This window comes from Mucilaginibacter gotjawali (assembly GCF_002355435.1).
GTDB classification, from domain to species: Bacteria; Bacteroidota; Bacteroidia; order Sphingobacteriales; family Sphingobacteriaceae; genus Mucilaginibacter; species Mucilaginibacter gotjawali.
Genome location: NZ_AP017313.1, coordinates 2,692,031 through 2,713,199 on the forward strand (window position 1 = coordinate 2,692,031; position 21,169 = coordinate 2,713,199).

The 21,169-nt window shown below is 40.0% G+C and carries 15 protein-coding genes and 1 tRNA gene; 13 read left to right on the top strand and 3 right to left on the bottom strand.

Annotated features, from left to right (window positions below):
* Positions 1-144: 144 nt before the first annotated feature.
* The 5 genes from MgSA37_RS12090 to MgSA37_RS12110 are packed head-to-tail and all read left to right on the top strand — an operon-like array spanning position 145 to position 3,655.
* Complete coding sequence (locus tag MgSA37_RS12090; protein ID WP_096352218.1) at positions 145-987, top strand: SDR family oxidoreductase; 843 nt, start codon at positions 145-147, stop codon at positions 985-987.
* A 21-nt stretch (positions 988-1,008) separates the two neighbouring features.
* Entirely contained in the window at positions 1,009-1,473 is a 465-nt protein-coding gene (locus MgSA37_RS12095; protein ID WP_096352219.1) for a 3-hydroxyacyl-ACP dehydratase FabZ family protein, read from the top strand.
* Positions 1,466-2,734 (top strand): beta-ketoacyl-[acyl-carrier-protein] synthase family protein, encoded by a 1,269-nt coding sequence (locus MgSA37_RS12100; protein WP_096352221.1) that lies wholly within the window; start codon positions 1,466-1,468, stop codon positions 2,732-2,734. The genes MgSA37_RS12095 and MgSA37_RS12100 overlap by 8 nt, the downstream gene beginning before the upstream one ends.
* Positions 2,735-2,736: 2 nt before the next feature.
* Complete coding sequence (locus tag MgSA37_RS12105) at positions 2,737-3,006, top strand: acyl carrier protein (RefSeq protein WP_096352222.1); 270 nt, start codon at positions 2,737-2,739, stop codon at positions 3,004-3,006.
* Entirely contained in the window at positions 2,990-3,655 is a 666-nt protein-coding gene (locus MgSA37_RS12110; protein WP_096352224.1) for a 4'-phosphopantetheinyl transferase family protein, read from the top strand. Before MgSA37_RS12105 ends, MgSA37_RS12110 begins: the two co-directional genes overlap by 17 nt.
* A 240-nt stretch (positions 3,656-3,895) precedes the next feature.
* On the opposite strand, the gene MgSA37_RS12115 is transcribed toward MgSA37_RS12110, so the two are convergent.
* Positions 3,896-3,982 (bottom strand) — tRNA-Ser (locus tag MgSA37_RS12115).
* Between the two features lie 365 nt (positions 3,983-4,347).
* Between MgSA37_RS12115 and MgSA37_RS12120 the strand changes: the two genes are divergently transcribed.
* The 6 genes from MgSA37_RS12120 to MgSA37_RS12145 are packed head-to-tail and all read left to right on the top strand — an operon-like array spanning position 4,348 to position 11,648.
* On the top strand, positions 4,348-5,193 hold the full coding sequence (locus MgSA37_RS12120) for an ABC transporter ATP-binding protein (RefSeq protein ID WP_096352225.1): 846 nt from the start codon (positions 4,348-4,350) through the stop codon (positions 5,191-5,193).
* Positions 5,186-5,953, top strand: a complete 768-nt coding sequence (locus tag MgSA37_RS12125; protein ID WP_096352227.1) for a hypothetical protein — start codon at positions 5,186-5,188, stop codon at positions 5,951-5,953. The genes MgSA37_RS12120 and MgSA37_RS12125 overlap by 8 nt, the downstream gene beginning before the upstream one ends.
* A 15-nt stretch (positions 5,954-5,968) precedes the next feature.
* Positions 5,969-6,367 (top strand): GntR family transcriptional regulator, encoded by a 399-nt coding sequence (locus MgSA37_RS12130; protein ID WP_096352228.1) that lies wholly within the window; start codon positions 5,969-5,971, stop codon positions 6,365-6,367.
* Complete coding sequence (locus MgSA37_RS12135) at positions 6,351-7,103, top strand: hypothetical protein (RefSeq protein ID WP_096352230.1); 753 nt, start codon at positions 6,351-6,353, stop codon at positions 7,101-7,103. The genes MgSA37_RS12130 and MgSA37_RS12135 overlap by 17 nt, the downstream gene beginning before the upstream one ends.
* Positions 7,100-7,987: an ABC transporter ATP-binding protein gene (locus tag MgSA37_RS12140; RefSeq protein ID WP_096352231.1), complete on the top strand. Its 888-nt coding sequence runs from the start codon at positions 7,100-7,102 to the stop codon at positions 7,985-7,987. Before MgSA37_RS12135 ends, MgSA37_RS12140 begins: the two co-directional genes overlap by 4 nt.
* A gap of 22 nt (positions 7,988-8,009) precedes the next feature.
* A complete protein-coding gene (locus MgSA37_RS12145; RefSeq protein ID WP_096352233.1) occupies positions 8,010-11,648 on the top strand; it encodes an ABC transporter permease/M1 family aminopeptidase in 3,639 nt (1,212 codons plus the stop codon).
* Between the two features lie 743 nt (positions 11,649-12,391).
* Here the strand turns inward: MgSA37_RS12145 and MgSA37_RS28225 are convergent.
* Complete coding sequence (locus tag MgSA37_RS28225) at positions 12,392-12,682, bottom strand: hypothetical protein (protein ID WP_157750549.1); 291 nt, start codon at positions 12,680-12,682, stop codon at positions 12,392-12,394.
* A gap of 376 nt (positions 12,683-13,058) precedes the next feature.
* Positions 13,059-14,306, bottom strand: coding sequence for a GAF domain-containing sensor histidine kinase (locus tag MgSA37_RS12160; protein ID WP_096352237.1), 1,248 nt, complete (start codon positions 14,304-14,306; stop codon positions 13,059-13,061).
* Positions 14,307-14,835: 529 nt separating this feature from the next.
* Between MgSA37_RS12160 and MgSA37_RS12165 the strand changes: the two genes are divergently transcribed.
* Complete coding sequence (locus MgSA37_RS12165) at positions 14,836-20,748, top strand: PAS domain S-box protein (protein ID WP_096352239.1); 5,913 nt, start codon at positions 14,836-14,838, stop codon at positions 20,746-20,748.
* Positions 20,745-21,167, top strand: coding sequence for a response regulator (locus tag MgSA37_RS12170; RefSeq protein WP_096352240.1), 423 nt, complete (start codon positions 20,745-20,747; stop codon positions 21,165-21,167). The genes MgSA37_RS12165 and MgSA37_RS12170 overlap by 4 nt, the downstream gene beginning before the upstream one ends.
* Positions 21,168-21,169: the final 2 nt, after the last annotated feature.

Here is a 21,169-nt window from a genome sequence, read left to right on the forward strand (position 1 = left end):
ATATTACTCCGGGAATTGTTACGGCATACAGCAATCATAAGTAAAAATAGATATGAACAGGCACTATGATTTTTTTTGTGCGATTGTAGTGTTAAGGTATCACATCAAATACTGGTCGGACTGCCAGCTTTAAAGGCAATTTAAATGGATAAAAAATTACAATTTTCGGGTTTGTGGGCGGTTATTTTGGGTGGTTCAAGCGGATTTGGCTTCGCCACTGTTGAAAAACTGGCGTTGCATGGGATGAACATAGCTGTTTTGTACCGCGAAACTTCGGCTGCCGAAAAACTGCTGAAAGAAAAGTTTATAAAAATTGCCGCATCAAACGCCACAACCATATTGCCTTATAACATCAATGCGCTAGACGATCCCGGGCGGGCATCATTTATAAAAGATTTTGCCGCGTGCGCCGGTAAACATAGTGTGAAATTGCTGCTCCATAGCATTGCAAGAGGAAATTTAAAGCCACTGGTTGTCAGCCAAACAACAATTTCGGCTGTCGGCGATTTAGTGGAGGCCGATGATGTTTATAATGTGTTGTCTATTGAGGATCTACAATTGACCGCTTATGCGATGAGCACCAGTCTGCTCGATTGGACAAGACTGTTGTTAAATGCTGAGCTTTTTCACGGCGACGGGCGAATCATTGGCCTTACCAGTGAAGGTGCACATAAATATTGGGAGGGGTATGCCGCTGTCTCCATGGCTAAAGCTTCTTTAGAAAGCCTTGCGCAATATATGGCAGTTGAATTTAGCACTTACGGGCTAAAAACAAATATCATACAAGCAGGTGTTACCGAAACTTCATCGTTAAAAAGGATTCCCGGAAGCGAGAAATTAATTGAAATGTGTACTAAAAGGAATCCATTTGGAAGAATGACCAAACCAAACGACGTTGCCGGTGTTATCTACCTGTTATGTACAGAGGAGTCGTTTTGGATAAACGGCTCCATAATTCATGTAGATGGCGGTGAGCATTGCAAATAGAACTATTTTTTAACAGGACACATGAATAATCATATACTTAGCCATTTACCCTATAAATCGTCATTCCGTTTTGTTGACAATATTTCATTACTTAATGAAGATGAGGTTATGGGAGAATATACGCTACGAAATGACGCCTTTTTTTATGAGGACCATTTTGTAGGAAACCCGGTTACACCAGGGGTAATTATAACCGAAATTATGGCGCAGATAGGTCTGGTGGTTTTGGGAATGTTTTTAGTACTTAAGGAGCCCCGTTTGAATTTTATGGAGAACGATTCATTGTTTCCCTTGCTTACTTCAACAGATGTTTCCTTTTATAAGATTGTTTTACCCGGGCAAAAAGTTACGGTTATCTCAAAAAAACAATATTTCCGATTCGGAAAGTTAAAATGTTATGTCGAACTGCTGGATAGTTCGAAAGAACTGGTTGCAAAAGGAATGTTTTCGGGCGTTATAAAAAAAATAAATATTAAAAATGACTAAGCGTGTAGTGGTTACGGGCTTAGGGGTGGTGTCGCCTAATGGAATAGGAGTTCCTTCTTTTTTGCATGCCATAAAAAATGGAATATCAGGCATAAAATTTATGCCGCGGTACGAAGAGCTTAATTTTAGCTGTCGGCTAGCCGGGATGCCTGATTTTGAATGGGTTAAATTGATTAACTATATTTCCGAAGTTACGCTTCATGGTCTAAAAGGTACAAATATTGCTTATGGACTGGCAGCTGCGTTGGATGCCTGGGCCGATTCGGGAATGGATTATGAAACCGACGAACCCCGCTGGGAAACCGGTTGCGTTTTTGGAAATAGCATTGCCGATACGGAAGCTATGAAAAATGTGATCATCCGGGTAGACAATAAAGAAGCAAAAAAATTAGGCTCACGCGTTGTGGAGCAAGCCATGAACAGTGGTGTAACATCGTATATAGCCGGCCGGCTGGGTTTGGGTAATAAGGTAATCACCAACTCAGCAGCCTGTGCTACGGGCTCGCAGGCCATTTTAATGGGCTACGAATACATCAAACACGGCTATGCAAAGCGCATGCTTACCGGTAGTGCCGAACATGTAGACACTTATGTTTATGGCGCCTTTGATTCCATGCGGGTATTGTCTTGGAAGTTTAATGATCATCCTGAACAGGCGTCAAGGCCGATGAGTTCATCGGCCGGTGGATTTGTACCCGGATCGGGTGCTGGAGCATTGGTTTTAGAGGAGCTGGATTTTGCTTTAGCGCGCAATGCCAAAATTTATGCAGAGGTTTTGGGCGGCTCAAGCAATTCGGGCGGACAAAGACAGGGCGGCACCATGACGGCCGCTAATTCAACGGGTGTTATCAGGTGTATTCAGCAGGCGCTCGCCAGTTCACGCGTAGACTCACAACAGATAGACCTGATCAGCGGGCACTTAACGGCGACTAATGCTGATAGCAAGGAGATCCAGAATTGGAGCGACGCACTAAAAAGAGCGGGAGATGATTTTCCACTGATCAACTCTTTAAAATCAATGATAGGCCATTGCCTGAGCGCTGCCGGCTCCATAGAATCTGTAGCAGCGGTGTTGCAAATAGCGCACCAGTTTGTTCATCCTAACATTAACCTGGAAGATCCCAACCCCGAAATTACTAACAAAATAGGTATAGATTGCCTGCCTGTTGATATGATAAAAAAAGAAATTAATATTGTGGCTAAAGCAAATTTTGGTTTTGGCGATGTTAATTCATGTTTAATATTTTCAAAATATAATTAAAAATGACCAGAGCTGAAATTTTAAATGAGCTAAAAAAGGTTTTTGCACCTTATACTACCAACAAAGAATTGCTGAATAGCATTAACGACGATACGGATCTGATAAGGGATTTGAAAATTAACTCTGCTAACCTGGTGGACATTATTATTGACGCGGAAACCAAATATAATATTGAGATCGATTTCGATGCCGCCGATAAAATGATTAATGTGGGTTCCTGCATTGATGTCATAAGCGAAAAAATCAATCAAAAAAATGTTGAGTACAGGTAATGATATTGTATCCTTAACTGCAATCAATAAAACCCGCACAAATCAGCCCGGATTTTATTCAAGAATACTTTCTGATACCGAAAAAACACTTTACGTGGAGTTGGAAGCAGCGGCGATTCCTTTCGAAAACTTTGTTTGGTTATTATGGTCAATAAAAGAATCGGCCTACAAATACCTGTATAGAATTAATCCCGGCCTGGTTTTTTCGCCAACCAAATTTGCTGTACAACAAATTGAACTACCGTTTGGATATACTGAAACCAACTTTGAGGGTACTGAAACCGAAGGTGTCAACTTTGATCATAAGGCTGTTTTGAAAAGCGTAATAACCTTCGGTTGCGATACGCTTTATTCAAGATCGTTAATGTACCGCGAGCTGGTTGTTTCAGTAGTAAATGGCGATAAAGATTTTGAAAACACCAATTGGGGGATCAAATTAATCAATAGCTCCGATCCTGAATACCAATCAAACGCTGTTAGGGCGTTTTTAGTGAATAGACTGAATAAGCTTTTCCATCTGGACGACCTTATTGTAGGCAAAAGTACGCATGGAGTCCCTATCGTATTAAAAGGTGATGTAAAGCTCGGGCTTTCCGTTTCTCTGTCCCATCATGATCAAATGGTTGCTTATTCATTTCAACTTGAGTGAATCTCATTTATATAATTTAAATCACCTGCCTTTTATTTTCTGCGCAAGATGTTCAATTACCAAAAAAAGATAATCAAATAAACAGGCTGATTTGGTGAATAAGGATTTTGAAGTTTCAACTCGTCGATTTATGAACCTTCTTATTGCGTTTTAGTGCATAAAACTGCGAATTAGTCTAAAAACAAAAGCCTGCAATTATTTAATTTGCAGGCTTTTGTCTGTTTTTGATATTGAAATCAGCGGTGAGGGAGGGATTCGAACCCTCGGTACAGTTTCCCGTACGTCAGTTTAGCAAACTGATCCTTTCGGCCTCTCAGGCACCTCACCATTTTGGTCTTTATGACCCTTATTCTTTAAACCCCTTTTTTCGGGACTGCAAATATAGCAATTCGCTTAAGCCATCAAAAAAAAAATTGTTTTATTGGAAAAAAGAGCGATATCCGGCTGTTAATTCAATTTTCCTGATCTGTATCCCATAGATAATCAGGTGGATGCCGGTTATTTGTAAAAAGGAAGTTTTTAACCCCGATACTCCCTAAAAATAAATATTTTGGAAAATAGCTTATGAAAAAGCCTTTCAGGTGTGTGGTTACTGCGCGAATACCCCAAAAAATTATTTTTCCAAATATTTGCTAATTTAAAAAACAACTCTAAATTTGTAGTGTACTATTATACTAATACACTATATAGGTATGATACAAATAGAAAATTTAAGCTTTGGATATAGGAAGAAAACCCTGCTTTTTGAGGGGCTCAACCTGTCATTAAACAAAGGACATATTTATGGGCTGCTTGGTAAAAATGGTGCAGGTAAATCAACGTTGTTAAAGAATATGACCGGGCTTGCGTTTCCTCAAAAGGGAAGTTGTTTATATAATGGTATAAATGTTTCGAATCGGACCGTTTCCGTATTGGAGGATATTTATTTTATTGCGGAGGAGTTATACGTTCCCTCGCTAACGCCGGTGCAGTTTGTTGCCAATACCGCCGGGTTTTATCCAAAATTCAGCCAGAGCGATTTTTACCATTACCTTAAACTGCTGGACGTTGATATGGACGGCAAAATGGATAAACAATCCTTTGGGCAACAAAAAAAGGCAATGATTGCTTTTGGGCTTGCAACCAACACTAACCTTTTAATAATGGACGAACCAACCAACGGCCTGGATATCCCTTCAAAAGTGCAGTTCCGGAAATTGATCGCGTCGGTACTTACTGATGATCGCTGTATGGTGATCTCTACCCACCAGGTAAGGGATCTGGACAGCCTGATCGATACTTTACTTGTTTTGAATGACCGTGAAATTGTAGTTAACCTGCCCATGGATGAAGTGGTGGATAAGTTGATTTTTGGTCTCTATCCTGATACCGGAGGGTTGCCTGTTGTCTACGAAGAAGAAAGCATCCGCGGCAAAAATGCCATCCTTCGCAATATGACAGGCAACTTCAGCAAGGTGGATCTTGAATTGCTTTTCAACGGCATTATCACGGGCAACAAAACCTTATTGGAAATTTTAAAAGCATCGCCAAATGAATAACCTATTTAACTTAAACAGGTTCGGAAGGCTGTTTGTTAAGCATACGGTCGAAAATTATAAGAGCTACCTGATGTCGTTAACCGTATTGATGGGGGTAATGATACTGGGCGGCAGTTTTTTGATTTACATGATTGAGGCGCCAATGGACAAGGGTTTGCAAACTGCTCTTTTTTCCATTATTCTTTTATTGGCCGGCACGATATTTACCAGCACCATTTTTTCCGGGTATGGCGATAAGAAAAAAGCTGTCGCACTGCTTACTTTGCCGGCTTCACATTTTGAGAAATTCCTGGTGGCCTGGATCTATTCTTTTTTACTCTTCATTATACTTTATACTACTGGCTTTTCCCTCGTTGTATCATTCGCGATAAATGTTAAACATTTTCCGGGGCACCAGGATGAGGTGATCAACTTTTTTAAAACACCTGTATGTGAAATGTACGTGTTATATGCACTAATGCATGCGGTTGCTTTTTACGGGGCTATTTTTTTCGATAAGCTACACTTTATAAAAACCGCTTTTTTGTTTTTTATTTCCGTTGGGTTATTAATCAGCGTTAATAAAATTCTGCTGAGTGGGTTTATTCCAAAGCCCGTTGATATCACTGTACCGTTTGGGGATTTAAGGATTCAAAGCAATCAGCGAACTTTCGAGATCAATATTAGTCACCAGGATTATTGGATGATCACTATCATTGCAGTTTTGGCAGTAATATTTTGGATAGCGGCGTATTACCGGTTAAAAGAAAAGCAGGTTTAATTAACAAGTAGAAAAATGGAGTTTAGAGACAACGAAGCTATCTACCTGCAAATTGCCGCTTTTGTAAGCGAAAATATTTTAATGGGGAAATGGCCGGGAGAACAAAAGATACCATCAGTACGGGACCTGGCCGTAGAGCTGGAAGTTAACCCCAACACAGTGATGCGTTCTTACGAATTTTTGCAAAACCAGGGAGTGATCTATAACAAAAGGGGTTTGGGTTTATTTGTTGCGCCCGATGGTTACGATAAAATAAAAGCATACCGAAGAGACCGCTTTATTGAACAGGATCTGCAGGGCATTTTTAGAAATATGTATTTGCTGGATATCAGTTTTGAAGAAATGCAGCAATGGTTTGAGCAGTTTAAAAGGGATAATTACAAATCGGACAATAACAATGAAAACAAGTTATAAATTGGTGGTTGCGGGAATCATCCTTGTGTTAATATCACTGGTATGGTACGATTATTTACTTAAAAGAGCTTATTTTTCAGGGAAATACAAAGATCCATATAACTCTTTTGTTGATTTAAAATTTAAGGACTTTGACACTGTTGACCTGGTTTCTTCAACTGCGGTAAATGTAAAATTTGTGCAAGGTCCGTTTAAGGTGAGGATAGATTCGAATTTTTCACAATATACCCGCATCAAACAAATTGGTAAAAAATTGCGCATCAACGCAGTATTTGAGGACAGCTACCTCTCTGACCCGAGTACGTATACGCTTGTAATTTCATGTCCTCATCTTTCAGCTATAAATACCGATGCCACCTACAAGGCAAACGGCAAACAGGTAACCGATACGATAGTAAGGGATGATTGGCGGATGCGCCAGGTTTTGATAGACGGGTTTAAACAGGATAGCCTAACCATTAACCAGGATTATGGATGTACGGTTATCCTGGCGAACGATCATCTTCAAACGGTTAATGCCAATATTGGTAAAAAAGATAAGAGCGGGTCGAAGCTGGTAATTCTGGAAAATAATCAAATACAAAAAGCGAACCTGGCTATTTTAAATGCCAGCAAATTGATGTTGAATAACGCTCAAATCGGCGAACTGAATTACCACCTGGCCGACAGCGCCAAATTGATATTGACCGGTAAAGCACAAAACTTATTAAAAAAATCTAAATCTGAACAAAAATGAAATTAACGATCAACAACCTATCCAAAACCTATCCAAATGGAGTAAAGGCGATAAAAGACGTTTCATTAACCCTTAACAATGGCATGTTCGGGTTATTGGGCCCTAACGGCGCAGGTAAATCCTCGCTGATGCGTACCATTGCAACCCTGCAGGAGGCTGATTCGGGCAGCGTTTTTCTGGACGGCCTGGATGTGTTAAAAAACAAGACGGAGGTTAGGCAATTACTGGGCTATTTGCCCCAGGAGTTTGGTGTTTATCCAAAAATATCAGCCGAACGGATGCTTGATCATATAGCGCAATTAAAAGGTATCGGCAATAAATCGGAAAGAAAAGACCTCGTAAATTCCCTGCTGGAGAATGTCAACCTATCGAAGGATAAAAAGAAGCATTTAGGCACTTATTCTGGCGGGATGAAACAACGATTTGGCATAGCCCAGGCACTGATTGGTAATCCAAAACTGATTATTGTAGACGAACCAACCGCCGGCCTCGACCCTGCAGAAAGAAACCGCTTTTATAACTTATTAAGCCAGTTAGGCGAGAACACCATCGTGATCCTTTCAACACATATTGTTGAGGACGTGAGCACCCTCTGTTCCAATTTTGCCATCATTTGCATGGGAGAGGTTTTGTATGCCGGCGAACCCGAGAACGCAGTAAACGAAATGGAAGGTAAAATATACAGCAAGGCGATCAATAAAGCGGAGCTTGGCCATTACCAGGATGATTTTAAAGTGATTTCCACGCAGTTAAAAACGGGCAAACTTCATATCCGGATTTTACAGGAAACAGAACCCGGAAACGGCTTTGTTCCGGCCATCCCTAATCTTGAGGATGTGTACTTCAGCAATATTGCCACCCGTGTTGATGTAAATACTATTTAACCACCCATTAAACTTATTGGTTATGTTTTGGAAAATATTTCTGTTCGAAATTCAGAACAGGCTCCGCCGTCCTGCCATCTATTTATATTTTTTAGCAGCTTTGATTTTCACAATCGGCTCATTTGCAACCGGTTCACTTCCGGTTGGCGAAAAAGAAAATATCAATTCACCCTACCTTATTGCTATGTGGTGTTCGGGAATTACCATGATGATGATGCTTGTAAGCTCGTTCATCATGGGTACACCCTTGTACCGCGATATTGAATATAATACCAAGGATTATTATCTCACTTATCCAATAACTAAACCGGGGTATTTCTGGGGAAGGTATCTTGGCTCGTTCATGTGCATGCTTTTTATCGCTACTTCTATTCTGATAGGCATCTTTATTGGTTCAAAGTTAGGCCCCGCAATGGGGTGGAAGGACGCCAGGCAATATGGCCCCAATAACCTTTTTTATTACCTGTATCCGTTCTTCACCATCGCGCTGCCCAACCTGTTTTTTACCTCATCATTGTTTTTCGGCCTGGTTGCCATCATGCGGAATGTAAAGGTGATCTATGCCGGTGGTATTTTGTTGTTTTTGGGGTATTTCGTATCGATATTCTTTTTTCAGCATACCAATAATGCCACGGTGATCAACCTCGCTGACCCGTTTATGCTGAATGGGGTACGGTTGGCGACTAATGACTCATCATCCATCCAGCAAAATACTACTGTAATAGCAATGACCGGGACTATTTTACTCAATCGCATTATCTGGTCGGGTGTTGGCCTGGTGATCCTTTTATACACCTATTTTACCTTCAGCTTCGAAAGATTTTTTAGCGGTAAAAGGGATAAAGCCGCTATTGATAATGAACCTGCTACACCAAAGAAAACATTTGTGCCCAGCGGAGACACCAGCTTTAAAGGATCATACAACCGTAAAACGCTCGTCAACCTCACAAAAATTGAATTGCTCAATATTATTCGCGATAATTATTTCTGGATCATTCTATCGGCAGGTGTTTTTTTCCTTGGTTTTGTATTCTGGATGGGCAACAACGATAATGGCGTGCCCGAATTTCCGCGAACGGTTATGCTGATGGGTATTTTTAACAGTGTTTTTCCGTTCTTTATCTTTTTTATCATCATCTTTTATACCGGCGAAACGCTTCACCGCGACCGGATAACGCGTTACGCTTATATCAACGATTCATTGCCGCCGCCAAACTGGGTGTTAAACGGATCAAAGCTGATAACTTTGTTGATTCTCGGTTTTGGTTTAACGTTAATTCCATTAGTAACCGGTTTTGTTGTACAAACAGCCAAGGGGTTCCATAACTACAACTTCCCGGTTTATTTGATCTATATGTTCATCGTTACCTTGCCATCACTGTTAGAAATGGTAGTGTTTTCATATGCGGTACATGTACTCATTAATAATAAATTCGTGGCCCATGGCATTGGCGTTTTCTTTTGGGTAGGTGTTTTCTTTTTGCGCTCATCCGGTATTTTTAACTATAATTTACTGCTTTACTCTTATACGCCATGGTTCGGCGTTTCAGATATGGACGGAATGGGCCACATGATGGCGGCTGTCAATTGGTTTAACCTGTACTGGCTGCTTTTTGGAGGGCTATTGATCATCCTTTCGACCCTGTTTTATTACAGGGGGGTAATATCTTCTTTTAAGGAAAGGCTGCAATTGGTTTCGGAGCGTTTTGATAAAAAAACAAAACTTTTTACAACCGTTTTGCTGCTTTGTTTCCTGCCTGTTGCCGCTTATATCTATTATAATGTGAGTTACCTGAATAACTACACAATGAAGACAGAGGACGATGACCGTGCAATCATTTATGAAAAAAAACTAAAACATTTTGCCAGCCTGCCTTTGCCAAAGATTACCAGCGTAAAAATGTATGCGGATATTTATCCCGATAAACAGGCGCAGTATGTAAAAGCTCTTTTGACAGTCGTTAATAAAAATAACAAGCCGATTTCGCAAATGCTGCTGGACGGCGATCAACTGACAGATTACGATATCAAACTTAACGGCCAGGCAATGCCGTTCACAAGCCCCTTAGTTTATCACAGGGCATTTTTCAGTTGGTTCCGTTCAAAAAACGACACGGCAGCGTATCGCCTGTACCAGTTTAAAAAGCCACTGGCACCCGGTGATTCGGTTGAACTGGAGATCAATTCGCGGGTAACTTACAAAGGCTTTGCCAATGGATTATATGGCGAAAGATTGCTGTATAACGGGACCATCTTTACTGGTGGCTTGCCCGAACTGGGTTACGATGATGACGATGAGATCAACAGCCCCTACGTGCGCAAGAAAGCAGGCCTGCCTCCCAAAGAGGAGGAAGAGATTGCGCAAAACGATCCGGAGGGGGTAAATAACCTTAAATCCGGCAAAGCATCAGATCTTTTCAGTTTCGATCTTACCATCAGCACCTCCGGCGATCAAACCATGATCTCATCTGGTGAATTGGTGAAGCAATGGAAACAAAATGGACGCAACTATTTTCATTTTGTGCAAAATCAGCCAGGCATGTATGCCCCGCTTGCAGCTGTTGGCGCAAAGTATGTTATTGCAAAAGACACCGTACAGTTAGCGCACCCTGTAAACATCAGTATTTACTATGATCCGCAACATAGCTGGAATGTAAGCCGGTTTATGTCAGCGTATCAGGATGGTCTGCATTATTTCAATACAGCCTACGGCCCGTATCCTTTTAAAGATATCCGGTTGGCCGAAACATCGCCGTATGGGCCGCGTACCGGATCATTTTCAAGTCTTGATACTTATGCAGAGTATTACGCATGGTGTGCCCATTTTGATGACCCTAATGAAACAGACTATTGTTATTATAATACAACCCAGCAACTGGCGCAGCAATGGTGGCGTTACCAGGTAGCGCCCAATAATACTGTTGGGTCATTAAATATTGCAGAAGGATTAGCCCAATATAGCGCGCTTGTAATGATGGAAAAGAAATACGGCAAGGACAATATGAAATGGATCACCATGGATCAGCTATGGTTTTACCTTTTCGTGAGGCGCAGGCTTGAAGAACCCGAGCATCCTTTAATCCGCTCAAATACCTGGTTTGAGTGGGGCGGCAAAGCTGCGGTAGCGTTATATGGACTGAGGGATATGATAGGGGAGGACAGCATCAACGCAGCACTCCGCGAATTTAAAAATGCCTATGCGTTTAAAAGCAAACCGCCATTTGCGGGAAGCAATAACCTGTATGCTTACCTGCAAAAGCATACACCCGATTCATTGAAGTATTTTTTAGAAGACACCTGGCAGAAAATAACGCTATATGATAACAAGTTATTGGATGTTAAGGCAGTGCCAACCGGTAAAAACAATGAGTATAAAGTAACTTTAAATACTGAAGTAGCCAAAGTTTATATTGACAGCAAAGGAAACGATGTCCCGGCCCTGAAAATGAATGACTACATTACCATCGGTATATTTGCCGCTGATAGCAAAAATAAGGAGGGACGGACGCAGGTACACCCATTGTGTTTAAAAAGATACAAGCTTGCACATGGAAGGCACGCTTTTACCTTAATTGTTAAGGGTAAGCCTGTACGGGCGGGTATCGATCCATACAGCAAACTAATTGACCGTAACCCTAACGACAATATGAAAGACTTTTAATCTCAGCTTCAATAAGCGTATGCTCAATTAAAACGTCCATGTACGATGCAAGTGGCTGATGGCAATTGCAGCAAATATGAGATGCGGTAATATTTTCCAGATTAAATACCTTTATAACCTTGATGTTTTTATGAAAAACAGAGTTAACACAAGGCTGATTTAAGCAGTATAAACTGTAATCATTTGTAGGTTGGTTCATGTTTCTATGTAATAATAAGGCTAAGTTGTAAAATCTGCCGGATACGGTTTATAGAATTAAATATGAATTATTTGTAGTTGTTTCGTTGATATAGCAGCAGGGTAATTGCCTTTTGAAATAAAATATTTCACTGGAGTTTCAAAATTAACTGATAGTCTCATTCCGCATGCGTTGCGGTGATACGCTTTTTGCCATCAAAAAATAATCCCCGGGCAAATCTTTTTTATTTTGATTTAAACCGGGGATTTTTTTTTGCAAAAAATCACAACAAACATGCTATACCGGCAGATGCCCCGCCGTTGATGGGTGGCTATACAAGTATTGTATCAGGCAATCACATAATACTTATGCATGCAACGGGAACAAAGGTATCTTTTTAAAGTATTGGGAAACAGTGCCTTTATCAATACTCCCCGGCGAACACGGAGATTAAGCTCAACTTTACATTTCGGACAGGTATGTTTTTTCTTTATTGAATTTTGTTCAATATCTATTGACGGTGACGTGAAGGTTTTTGATGTCATGATTTTATATTTTAAAATGGTTAATTTCCCTGTAAAACCAGCAGTATAATTACCAGGCCGAATGAACTGTAAACGATATAATTATTAAACTTTATTAATAAAAGTGTTTTGGTTGATATGGCTGCCGCTTCAAAACCGCTTGGTAATAGGCACATATGTCTTATGTCAGTCAGGCTAACTTTACCACCAACAGATAATGAATTGTACATTTTTCGGTCAATCTGTCGCGAGAGGGTTTGAATACTGCTTAACGTTAAGATATAGGCGATGAAAAGAGTTAATAGTAAAAAGAGATCTAAAGTTGAATTCATAATTGCAGATAAGTGGAGTTAATAATATTTATGCTGACTTTTTGCATGCTTACACCACAGCTAATGGAGCTATGGCGCGCTAACTGCATGCGCAGGAGCAATGTTGTCAAATGTTCAGTATTGAAAATGTTAACTGTTCAAGTCTTTTCCCGGCGAAAGAGTGTTTAAACTGACAGGTAGAACGAAGAATAGAATTGTGGGTTTTTTGCGTGTTCATATAGCTACATATTTACAGAGGCTAAATTGTAAAACCTCGCGATTAGGCTATATAGAAGGAATTATTAATTATATGTAGTGGTTTGGTCTATATAAGCCACTCATTTTTTCGTTTCGTAAAAATAAAATACATGAATAGATTACACCGGTAAAACGGAATTTATTGGATTGGGATGGTAAAAAAAAATTCGCTGCCCATTCCGGGTATTGATCTTACACTAATTTTTCCACCCAAATTGTTTACTATTTTTTTTGAAATTGCCAGGCCCAGTCCCTCTCCGGCGTACTCGTCTGGCAGGTGCAAGCGCTGGAAAATGAAAAATATTTTTTCAAAATCAGCTGAGTTTATACCTATGCCATTATCTTTAACAGAAAATATCCAACATCTTTTTGTTTTTCTGAAGCTTATTATTATTTCCGGGCTTGCTCCCGGCGGGTGGAATTTAATAGCGTTGCTGATCAGGTTTTGAAGCACTTGGGTCAACGGTTCTTTCTCAATATTTATTACAGGTAAATCTTCAACTAACACCTTAGCCCGGGCTACTTGAATTTTTACACGGTTTTGCTGTATGATTTTTTGTAAGAGAACTTTCAGGTCAACGTCAGCCCTGGAATGATCGTTTTTGCCAACCGTTGAGAACTCCAGCAGGTAAAGAATTAGCTGCCGCATTCTTTTTGCGCCCCCTAACGCAAATTCAATGTATTTTTTGCCCCTCTCATCCATAATATCCGCGTATTTTTTTTCGATCTGGGTCATAAAACTGATTACCATTCTCAACGGTTCCTGCAGGTCGTGGGAAGCAGCAAAAGCAAATTCCTCTAACTCTGCGTTGGAAGTGGCAAGGTCCTTATTGCTTTTTTTTAGTCTCGTGTTTAATAAATTTTGTTTTTCAGCCAATAAGGTAATTTCAATTTTGCTCTTTTTTAATTCCAACAAATGCATAACCTGTCGCGAGAGTACTGTTAAAGCATAAATTTGATCGTTACTGAGTGTTTTTGGGGCATTATCTATCACACAGATGGTGCCCAGTGGGTAACCGTCGGCGCTTTTTAACAAAACGCCGGCATAAAATACAATATAAGGATCGTCAATAACCAGTGGATTTTTTGCAAAGCGTTCGTCTTCCCTTGCGTCAGGTACAACAAATAAATCATTATCCTGCAAAATAGCATGCGCACAAAATGAAAATTCTCTGGGTGTCTCAACCGGATTCATTCCAACGCGGGCTTTAAACCATTGTCGCTTTTCGTCAATCAGCGAGATCAGCGCAATTGGAGTGCCGCAAAGTACACTCGCCAGGTGTGCAAGGTCATCTAAATCCGAACTCGGCATAGTATCTAAAATGCCATAGGAATTTAAAGCTGCCAGTCTCGATGCCTCTTCTTTGTGATTAGCTGGGTTTAGCATTTAAAAAAGGTTTATGAATTAAATGATTAAAAAGCGTATGGATAATTCACCGGATGACTTGGTAAAGTCATAATACTATTATGAATAAGTAAATAATATGAAAATGCGGGGCCAAACAATCATCGTTCCGTCGTCATATCAGATATAATGCTAAATTCCATTCGAATCGATATTGCCCATATAGTACAATTTATGAATCTATTGTAGTGATTTGTACTACAAATTATAAATATAATACCAATTACTGAAGAAAGATAATTATTTGATAAATATTATTTCGTTTTAAATAATTACAATCAAAATATAGTCGTTGTATTTGCGTAAAAGGAAAGATTTTAAATTCGAACGGCAACAATTGAATAGGTAAAAGAAACCATCAGGTTGTTTATTCGGTTTTTTTTTTCAAACTTTACTTACCCGCTGTTAATTTATAACTTATACCTATCCGCCATAAATTGGTCTTTAGTTAAAGGTATTTGAATTGATGCCGGAATATTAATTATTTGCCGGTTACATAAACCCCATCGATATGATACCTTATTCTGACCCTGATCAAAATATTGATACCGGGAACGATACCAACAAAAGCGTTAAATCATACATGCGCTTTAGAAAGTTAATTGAAAACAGCTACGAGGGCATTTCTCTTTTGGATGAGGATCTTAATATTATTTACCGGAGCCCTGCGGCCGCCCGCATTGGCGGATGGGAAAATGATACCCGGGAGAAAGTACCTGTTTTTGAAACTGTACACCCCGAAGAAAAGGAGTACTTTACCGCACTGCTGGCTAAAGTATTGTTAAGTGACAGTGTCCCCATCTCCTCTAAACATCGCACCAAACATATTCAGGGGCATTATATCTGGATAAACATTGTGTTTACAAATTATCTTAATGATCCTGATATAAGGGCTATTGTGGTAAACTGGCGGGATATTACAAAGGAAAAGGAGGCCGAAGACAAACTGCTGGCAAGCCAAAAACGGTTTAAAGCATTGCTTGAAAATAGTATAGAGGGAATTATTTTATTTGATGCCGACCGTAAACCCGTTTACATATCACCTGCCTTTAAAAATATAATGGGCTATGACGAAACTGAGTCGTACCAGTTAAATACCAATAAAACGGTACACCCGGATGACGTTGAATATGTAATGGCGAAATTTAAAGATAGTTTAAATGCCCCGGGATTACCCATTAAGGATATTATTTACCGGATACTTCACAAAGACGGGCACTGGATTTACGTAAATGTTACCGTCACTAATTTTTTAAATGATCCCGATATCAATGGTATTGTTTATAATTATACCGATGTCTCTGAAGGGAAAAAGCTTCAAAATGAACAAATAATAGTATTGAAGAAGCTGAAGGAAAGAAACCAGTTTATTGAAAAAATCCTCCAAAATCTACCGGTGGGTATAGTGGTAAACAGGATGGACAAGCAAGAAGTTACCTTTATAAACCAAAGATTCGGCGAAATTTTCGATTACGATGTCAGCAATGTTGAAGATTATTCGGGTGTATTTAAAAACCTTTACCCTGATGATAACTATCGTAAAGAGGCCGGCGCCAAAATATTTGCTGCTTTGGAAAGTGGCGACCCGTCACAAATGGAGTTTAAGAATATTGAGATCGTAACGGCAAAAAAAAATAAAAAGATCATTGATTTTAAAATGATTCCCCTTTACGAGCAGCATCTGTTCATCACCACGATAGTTGATGTAACCACCCAGGCTATGCAGGAAGCGGAGTTGTTAAGAACAAAAGCTAACCAGGACGCCATAATCAATGGTACGAATGATTTGGTTTGGTCGGTCGACAGTGACTTTAAAATAATTATCGCAAATAACCGATACCGGGAATTTGTTAAAGCCAACCTGGGTATCGATTTGAAAGAAGGCGATGATGCGTTGATGGAGGGCTATGGCGGCGAAATTACGCAACGCTGGAGGGTAGTTTGCCAACGGGCGTTAAAAGGTGAACGGATTTCGTTTACCGATCAGATGTTTGATAAAAGAGTAAACAAACTGCAATATGGTTTAGTATCTGTAAACCCCATGTATAATGAGAGCGGAATTTTATTCGGTGTTTCCTGCAATATTAAAAACGTCACTGATGAAACTATAAACCTTATTGATTTACAGCGTACAAAAGACAATCTTCAAAAGATTTTGGAGTCTTCGTTGGATATGATCTGTACCGTTAGCAGCGATGGCTATTTCCTTAGTGTAAGCCCCGCTTCAAAACAAATCCTTGGTTATACGCCGGAGGAAATGATTGGTAAGCCGGTGTTGGGGTTTATTGCGCATGAAGACCGTGCGATGACCGAAAAAAGGATAATCCTGCTTAAAGAAGGTAAAGACCTGGTAAATTTTGAAAATCATTACGTCCGCAAAGATGGTTCGGTTGTCAACCTTGCCTGGACATCCAAATGGGACCCTATTGAGAAAATAAGATTTGGTTCGGCGAGGGATGTTACTGAGAAGAAAAAAATTGAAGATGAACTGATAGAGTCTGAGAAAAAATACAAGTCGCTGTTTGAAAACAATCCGTTGCCTTTGTTTTTCTGGGACGTAGACTCCCGACAGATACTTGAGTGTAATAATGCCGCCATAGAAAAATACGGATACACGCGAGAGGAATTTTATCATTTAAAAACAAGTGACCTTAGGGCAAAAGGAGATGCACCGGCCAACGGTTTGCAAGACAATGCTATGTCTGCAGGAGCGCTTAAATTTAAAAGGCTGCGGAACCATCAAACAAAAAATGGCACAGTAATTTATGCTGAGATTACTGGGCAGGTTTTGGATTACGGTGGCCAGAAAGCAGTACTGTCAATGATCAATGACGTTACAGAAACCTATTATTATAACGAACTTGATAAGCTGGAAAAAACTGTGCTTGAAATGAATGCAAGGAGCGGCAGGAGTTTAACCAATTTGCTTACCATTTATTTAAAGGGGATTGAACAATTACATCCCGGGTTATATTGCTCTATCCTGGAAAAACGGGGCAATCAACTTTTTAACAAGGTTTCGCCGGGTTTACCTGAAGAATATACGGATTTTGTGAACGGAATTGAGGTTGGGGAGCATATGGGTGTTTGCGGCAGGGCTGCATTTTTAAAACAAATAGTTGTGGCGCCCGATTTAAGTGCGGAACAGTTTTCGGCACGTTATAAAGCAATTACTAAAAAACACGGATTAAAAGCGTGCTGGTCATGCCCCGTTTTAAATAGCGAAGGAGAAGTGGCAGCCACGTTCGCGTGTTATTATAAACAAATAAAATATCCTTCGGAGTTAGAACAAAAAACTATTCAACGGGCGGTAAATATTTTACAGATTATTTTAGAAAGTTACCAGCACGAACAGGCGCTTAAAATTAGTAATGAAAGATATGAACTGGCAACCGAGGCTACTTCGGACGTGATATGGGATTGGGACCTGGAGACCGGCGGCGTTATTTTTTCAGGTAACCTGGATAAATTATTCGGACATAAAAAAATAAATGACGCCAATGATCTCATTCAATTGGGCGCACATGTTCACCCGGACGACAGGGAAAGGGTGGTGATTGATTTGAAGCGGGTGAAATATGGAAACATAACGAACTGGGAAGAGGAGTATCGTTTCAGGCGTGCGAACGGCGAATATGCCTACGTGCTCGAAAAAGCCGTGGTAATGAGAGACGCAAATGGCGTAGGCAAACGGATGGTTGGCGCTATACAGGATATTACTAGGCAAAAGTTGGAAGAACGCCAGTTAAAATTATTGGAGTCTGTAGTTACCAATACAACAGATTCCGTGATAATTACTGAAGCTGAACCGGTTGATTTAAATGGCCCGCGCATTTTATATGTAAATGAGGCTTTTACAAAAATGACCGGTTTTACAGCAGCCGAAGTTATTGGTAGGCAAACATCTTTGCTGCACGGGGCCAAAACCAATAAGCAGCAATTGATGCGGATGGAGCAAACCTTAAAATTCCGCGAAATTTGCGAGTTTACAGTCATTAACTATAAAAAGAACGGTGAAAAGTTTTGGATAAATTTTTCCGTCATTCCGGTATACGATGAAACCGGCAAATTAACGCATCGCGTTGAAATTGGCCGCGATATCAGCGAAAAGAAAAATGCGGAATTACAGGACGGTTTGCTGGCAGAGATCAGGCACATTTTTATTCATAACCAGGGCTTGAAAGACTCCATGCTAAAAACCCTTGAAATGCTTGTTTTTTATGGCAATATAAGCCTGGCGGAAGTTTGGCTGATAGACGAGTATAAAAACAAAATATTTTTAGAGGCGCAGTTTTTTCAAAATAAAAAATATAAAGATTTCGCTCAGCAAACCGTTAAAATTTCAGGACTTGCCCGGGGCGAGGGGTTACCTGGTATAACCTGGGATACCCAAACTTTGCAATCCTGGCATCATAAAAAAATAAGCACAAATGTAAGGCGATACAAAGAAACCGCTGATGTCGGTTTTAAACGAGTTTATTCATTGCCATTATTCTACAACGAAAAGGTAATAGGCACGCTTGCGCTATTAATGGACAAGGATGAATTGCCGGCATTTGGCCTCACCGCCAATTTTGAAAACTTCAGTAAGGGTTTCGGTGCAGAAATAAAAAGAAAACAGCTGGAAGATGAGTTAAATCAAATTTTTCAATTTACGCCCGATGTGCTATGCATTGCCAATACCGACGGCTATTTCCTTAAGGTAAACCCTGCAATGTGCGCCATGCTTGAATATACCGAACATGATTTGCTAAGCTGGCCTTTAATGGAAACCGTGCATCCCCTTGATAGAGAAAAAGTGCAAACCGGCATTTGTGAAGTGGTTGAAACCAGAGTCTCCAGTTTTGTTGAGTGCAGGCATGTAACCCGGACGGGGAAATTAAAATGGCTGGCATGGACAGCCTCGCAGGCCGATGAAAAGGGAATTATCTTTTGTTCAGCAAAAGACATTACCGGAAAGAAGGAAGTTGAAGAACTGCTTGAAAAGGCGAATAATCTGGCCAGGATAGGGGCATGGGAAGTTGATCTGATAAATAATATCATTCACTGGTCTGATATTACTAGGGAAATTCACGAAACTGATGCGCTGTTTGAACCGGACCTGGAGTCAGCTGCATTGTTTTATGTTGAAGGATATGACAGGCGAAAAATTAATGAAATAATGAAGGCTGCTGTTATACAAGGTAAATCAGCAGATGAGGAATTGAAAATTACTACCGCCAAAGGAAAACGTAAATGGGTACGCGTAATTATTGAAGCAGAGTTTTCCGGCGGGGTTTGTACGAGGCTTTATGGAAGTTTTCAGGACATAGACGACAGAAAGAAAGCTGAAATAGCAGCGAAATTAGCCCTGGAAGAAAGAAACACTATCCTTGAAAGTATAGGGGACGCTTTTTTTGCAGTTAATAAAAACTGGATGGTAACTTACTGGAATAATACCGCTGAAAAAGTTTTGGGGAAATCAAAAAAGGAAACGTTAAATATGGACCTGTGGGAGGTTTTCGCCGATTCAATCGATTCAATATCCTATAAAATGTATCATGAGGCCATTGAAACAAACAGACCTGTACATTTTGAAGATTATTACTCCCCTTTATTAAAATGGTATGAGATTAGTGCCTATCCATCCATCGCCGGTTTATCGGTTTATTTTAAAGATATTACTGAAAGGAAACTGGCTGAACAGTCTATTTTGGAGCTGAATGAAAATCTTAAAACGCAGGCCAGGGAACTTTCTGTTTCAAATGCCGAACTTGAACAGTTTGCTTATGTTGCTTCGCATGATCTGCAGGAACCGCTAAGGATGGTAACGAGTTTTTTAACTCAATTGGAAAAAAAATACGGAGATGTAATAGACGATAAGGGCAAACGATATATCAATTTCGCGGTTGACGGCGCCAAAAGGATGCGCCAGATCATTCTTGATTTGCTTGAGTTTTCGAGGGTTGGCAATACGGAAGATGACCTTGAAGAAATTGACCTGGATAAGTTTATTACAGACATGAAAATTTTGTTTAAGCGACAGATACAGGAAGAAAAGGCAACGATTGTTTTCAATAATCTTCCGGCTATTGAATTCTTTAAGACCCCGCTACGGCAGGTTTTGCAAAATCTAATAGGAAACAGCCTAAAATACCACAAAAAAGATGTGTCCCCTATTATTCATATCTCCTGCGAGGAATTCCCTACGCTTTGGAAATTCTCGGTAAAAGACAATGGAATTGGCATAAGCCAGGACTATTTTGAAAAAATATTTATCATCTTTCAGCGGTTACATAATAGAGAAGAGTATTCAGGTACCGGCATGGGGCTGGCAATTGCAAAAAAAATAGTGGAAAGCGCTGGAGGGAAAATTTGGCTTACTTCAGTTTTAGACCAGGGCTCAACGTTTAATTTTACCATTTTAAAACGAAGTAAAATATGAAACCAATAAAAATACTTTTGGTAGAAGATAACGAAGGTGATATTGTACTCACATGCGATGCATTGGAAGATTGCAGGATAGTAAATGAGGTAACTGTTATCAGGGACGGGGAATCGGCAATTAATTTTTTTAAAAATCTGAAAGACAAAGATAGCAGGCCTGACCTCGTGTTGCTCGATATCAATCTCCCCAAAAAAAACGGGATAGAAGTATTGATTTTTTTAAAAAATAATGAAACTTACAAACAGATGCCGGTAATAATGCTAACCACATCTTCATCCGAAAAAGATATTACACTTTCGTATAAAAATTACGCGAATTGTTATATAACCAAGCCGATCGAAGTCGCTGAGTTTATGGAGGCGATAACCAAGATAGAAGAATTTTGGTTTAACATTGTTACCATACCGCAGAGATAGCA

Bases quoted from the DNA above. Each gene is read 5' to 3' on its own strand.
- MgSA37_RS12160 (WP_096352237.1), bottom strand. From the start codon at position 14,306: ATGCTAAACCCAGCTAATCACAAAGAAGAGGCATCGAGACTGGCAGCT.
- MgSA37_RS12105 (WP_096352222.1), top strand. From the start codon at position 2,737: ATGACCAGAGCTGAAATTTTAAATGAGCTAAAAAAGGTTTTTGCACCT.
- MgSA37_RS12140 (WP_096352231.1), top strand. From the start codon at position 7,100: ATGAAATTAACGATCAACAACCTATCCAAAACCTATCCAAATGGAGTA.
- MgSA37_RS28225 (WP_157750549.1), bottom strand. From the start codon at position 12,682: ATGAATTCAACTTTAGATCTCTTTTTACTATTAACTCTTTTCATCGCC.
- MgSA37_RS12130 (WP_096352228.1), top strand. From the start codon at position 5,969: ATGGAGTTTAGAGACAACGAAGCTATCTACCTGCAAATTGCCGCTTTT.
- MgSA37_RS12090 (WP_096352218.1), top strand. From the start codon at position 145: ATGGATAAAAAATTACAATTTTCGGGTTTGTGGGCGGTTATTTTGGGT.
- MgSA37_RS12125 (WP_096352227.1), top strand. From the start codon at position 5,186: ATGAATAACCTATTTAACTTAAACAGGTTCGGAAGGCTGTTTGTTAAG.
- MgSA37_RS12165 (WP_096352239.1), top strand. From the start codon at position 14,836: ATGATACCTTATTCTGACCCTGATCAAAATATTGATACCGGGAACGAT.
- MgSA37_RS12110 (WP_096352224.1), top strand. From the start codon at position 2,990: ATGTTGAGTACAGGTAATGATATTGTATCCTTAACTGCAATCAATAAA.
- MgSA37_RS12120 (WP_096352225.1), top strand. From the start codon at position 4,348: ATGATACAAATAGAAAATTTAAGCTTTGGATATAGGAAGAAAACCCTG.
- MgSA37_RS12100 (WP_096352221.1), top strand. From the start codon at position 1,466: ATGACTAAGCGTGTAGTGGTTACGGGCTTAGGGGTGGTGTCGCCTAAT.
- MgSA37_RS12145 (WP_096352233.1), top strand. From the start codon at position 8,010: ATGTTTTGGAAAATATTTCTGTTCGAAATTCAGAACAGGCTCCGCCGT.
- MgSA37_RS12170 (WP_096352240.1), top strand. From the start codon at position 20,745: ATGAAACCAATAAAAATACTTTTGGTAGAAGATAACGAAGGTGATATT.
- MgSA37_RS12095 (WP_096352219.1), top strand. From the start codon at position 1,009: ATGAATAATCATATACTTAGCCATTTACCCTATAAATCGTCATTCCGT.
- MgSA37_RS12135 (WP_096352230.1), top strand. From the start codon at position 6,351: ATGAAAACAAGTTATAAATTGGTGGTTGCGGGAATCATCCTTGTGTTA.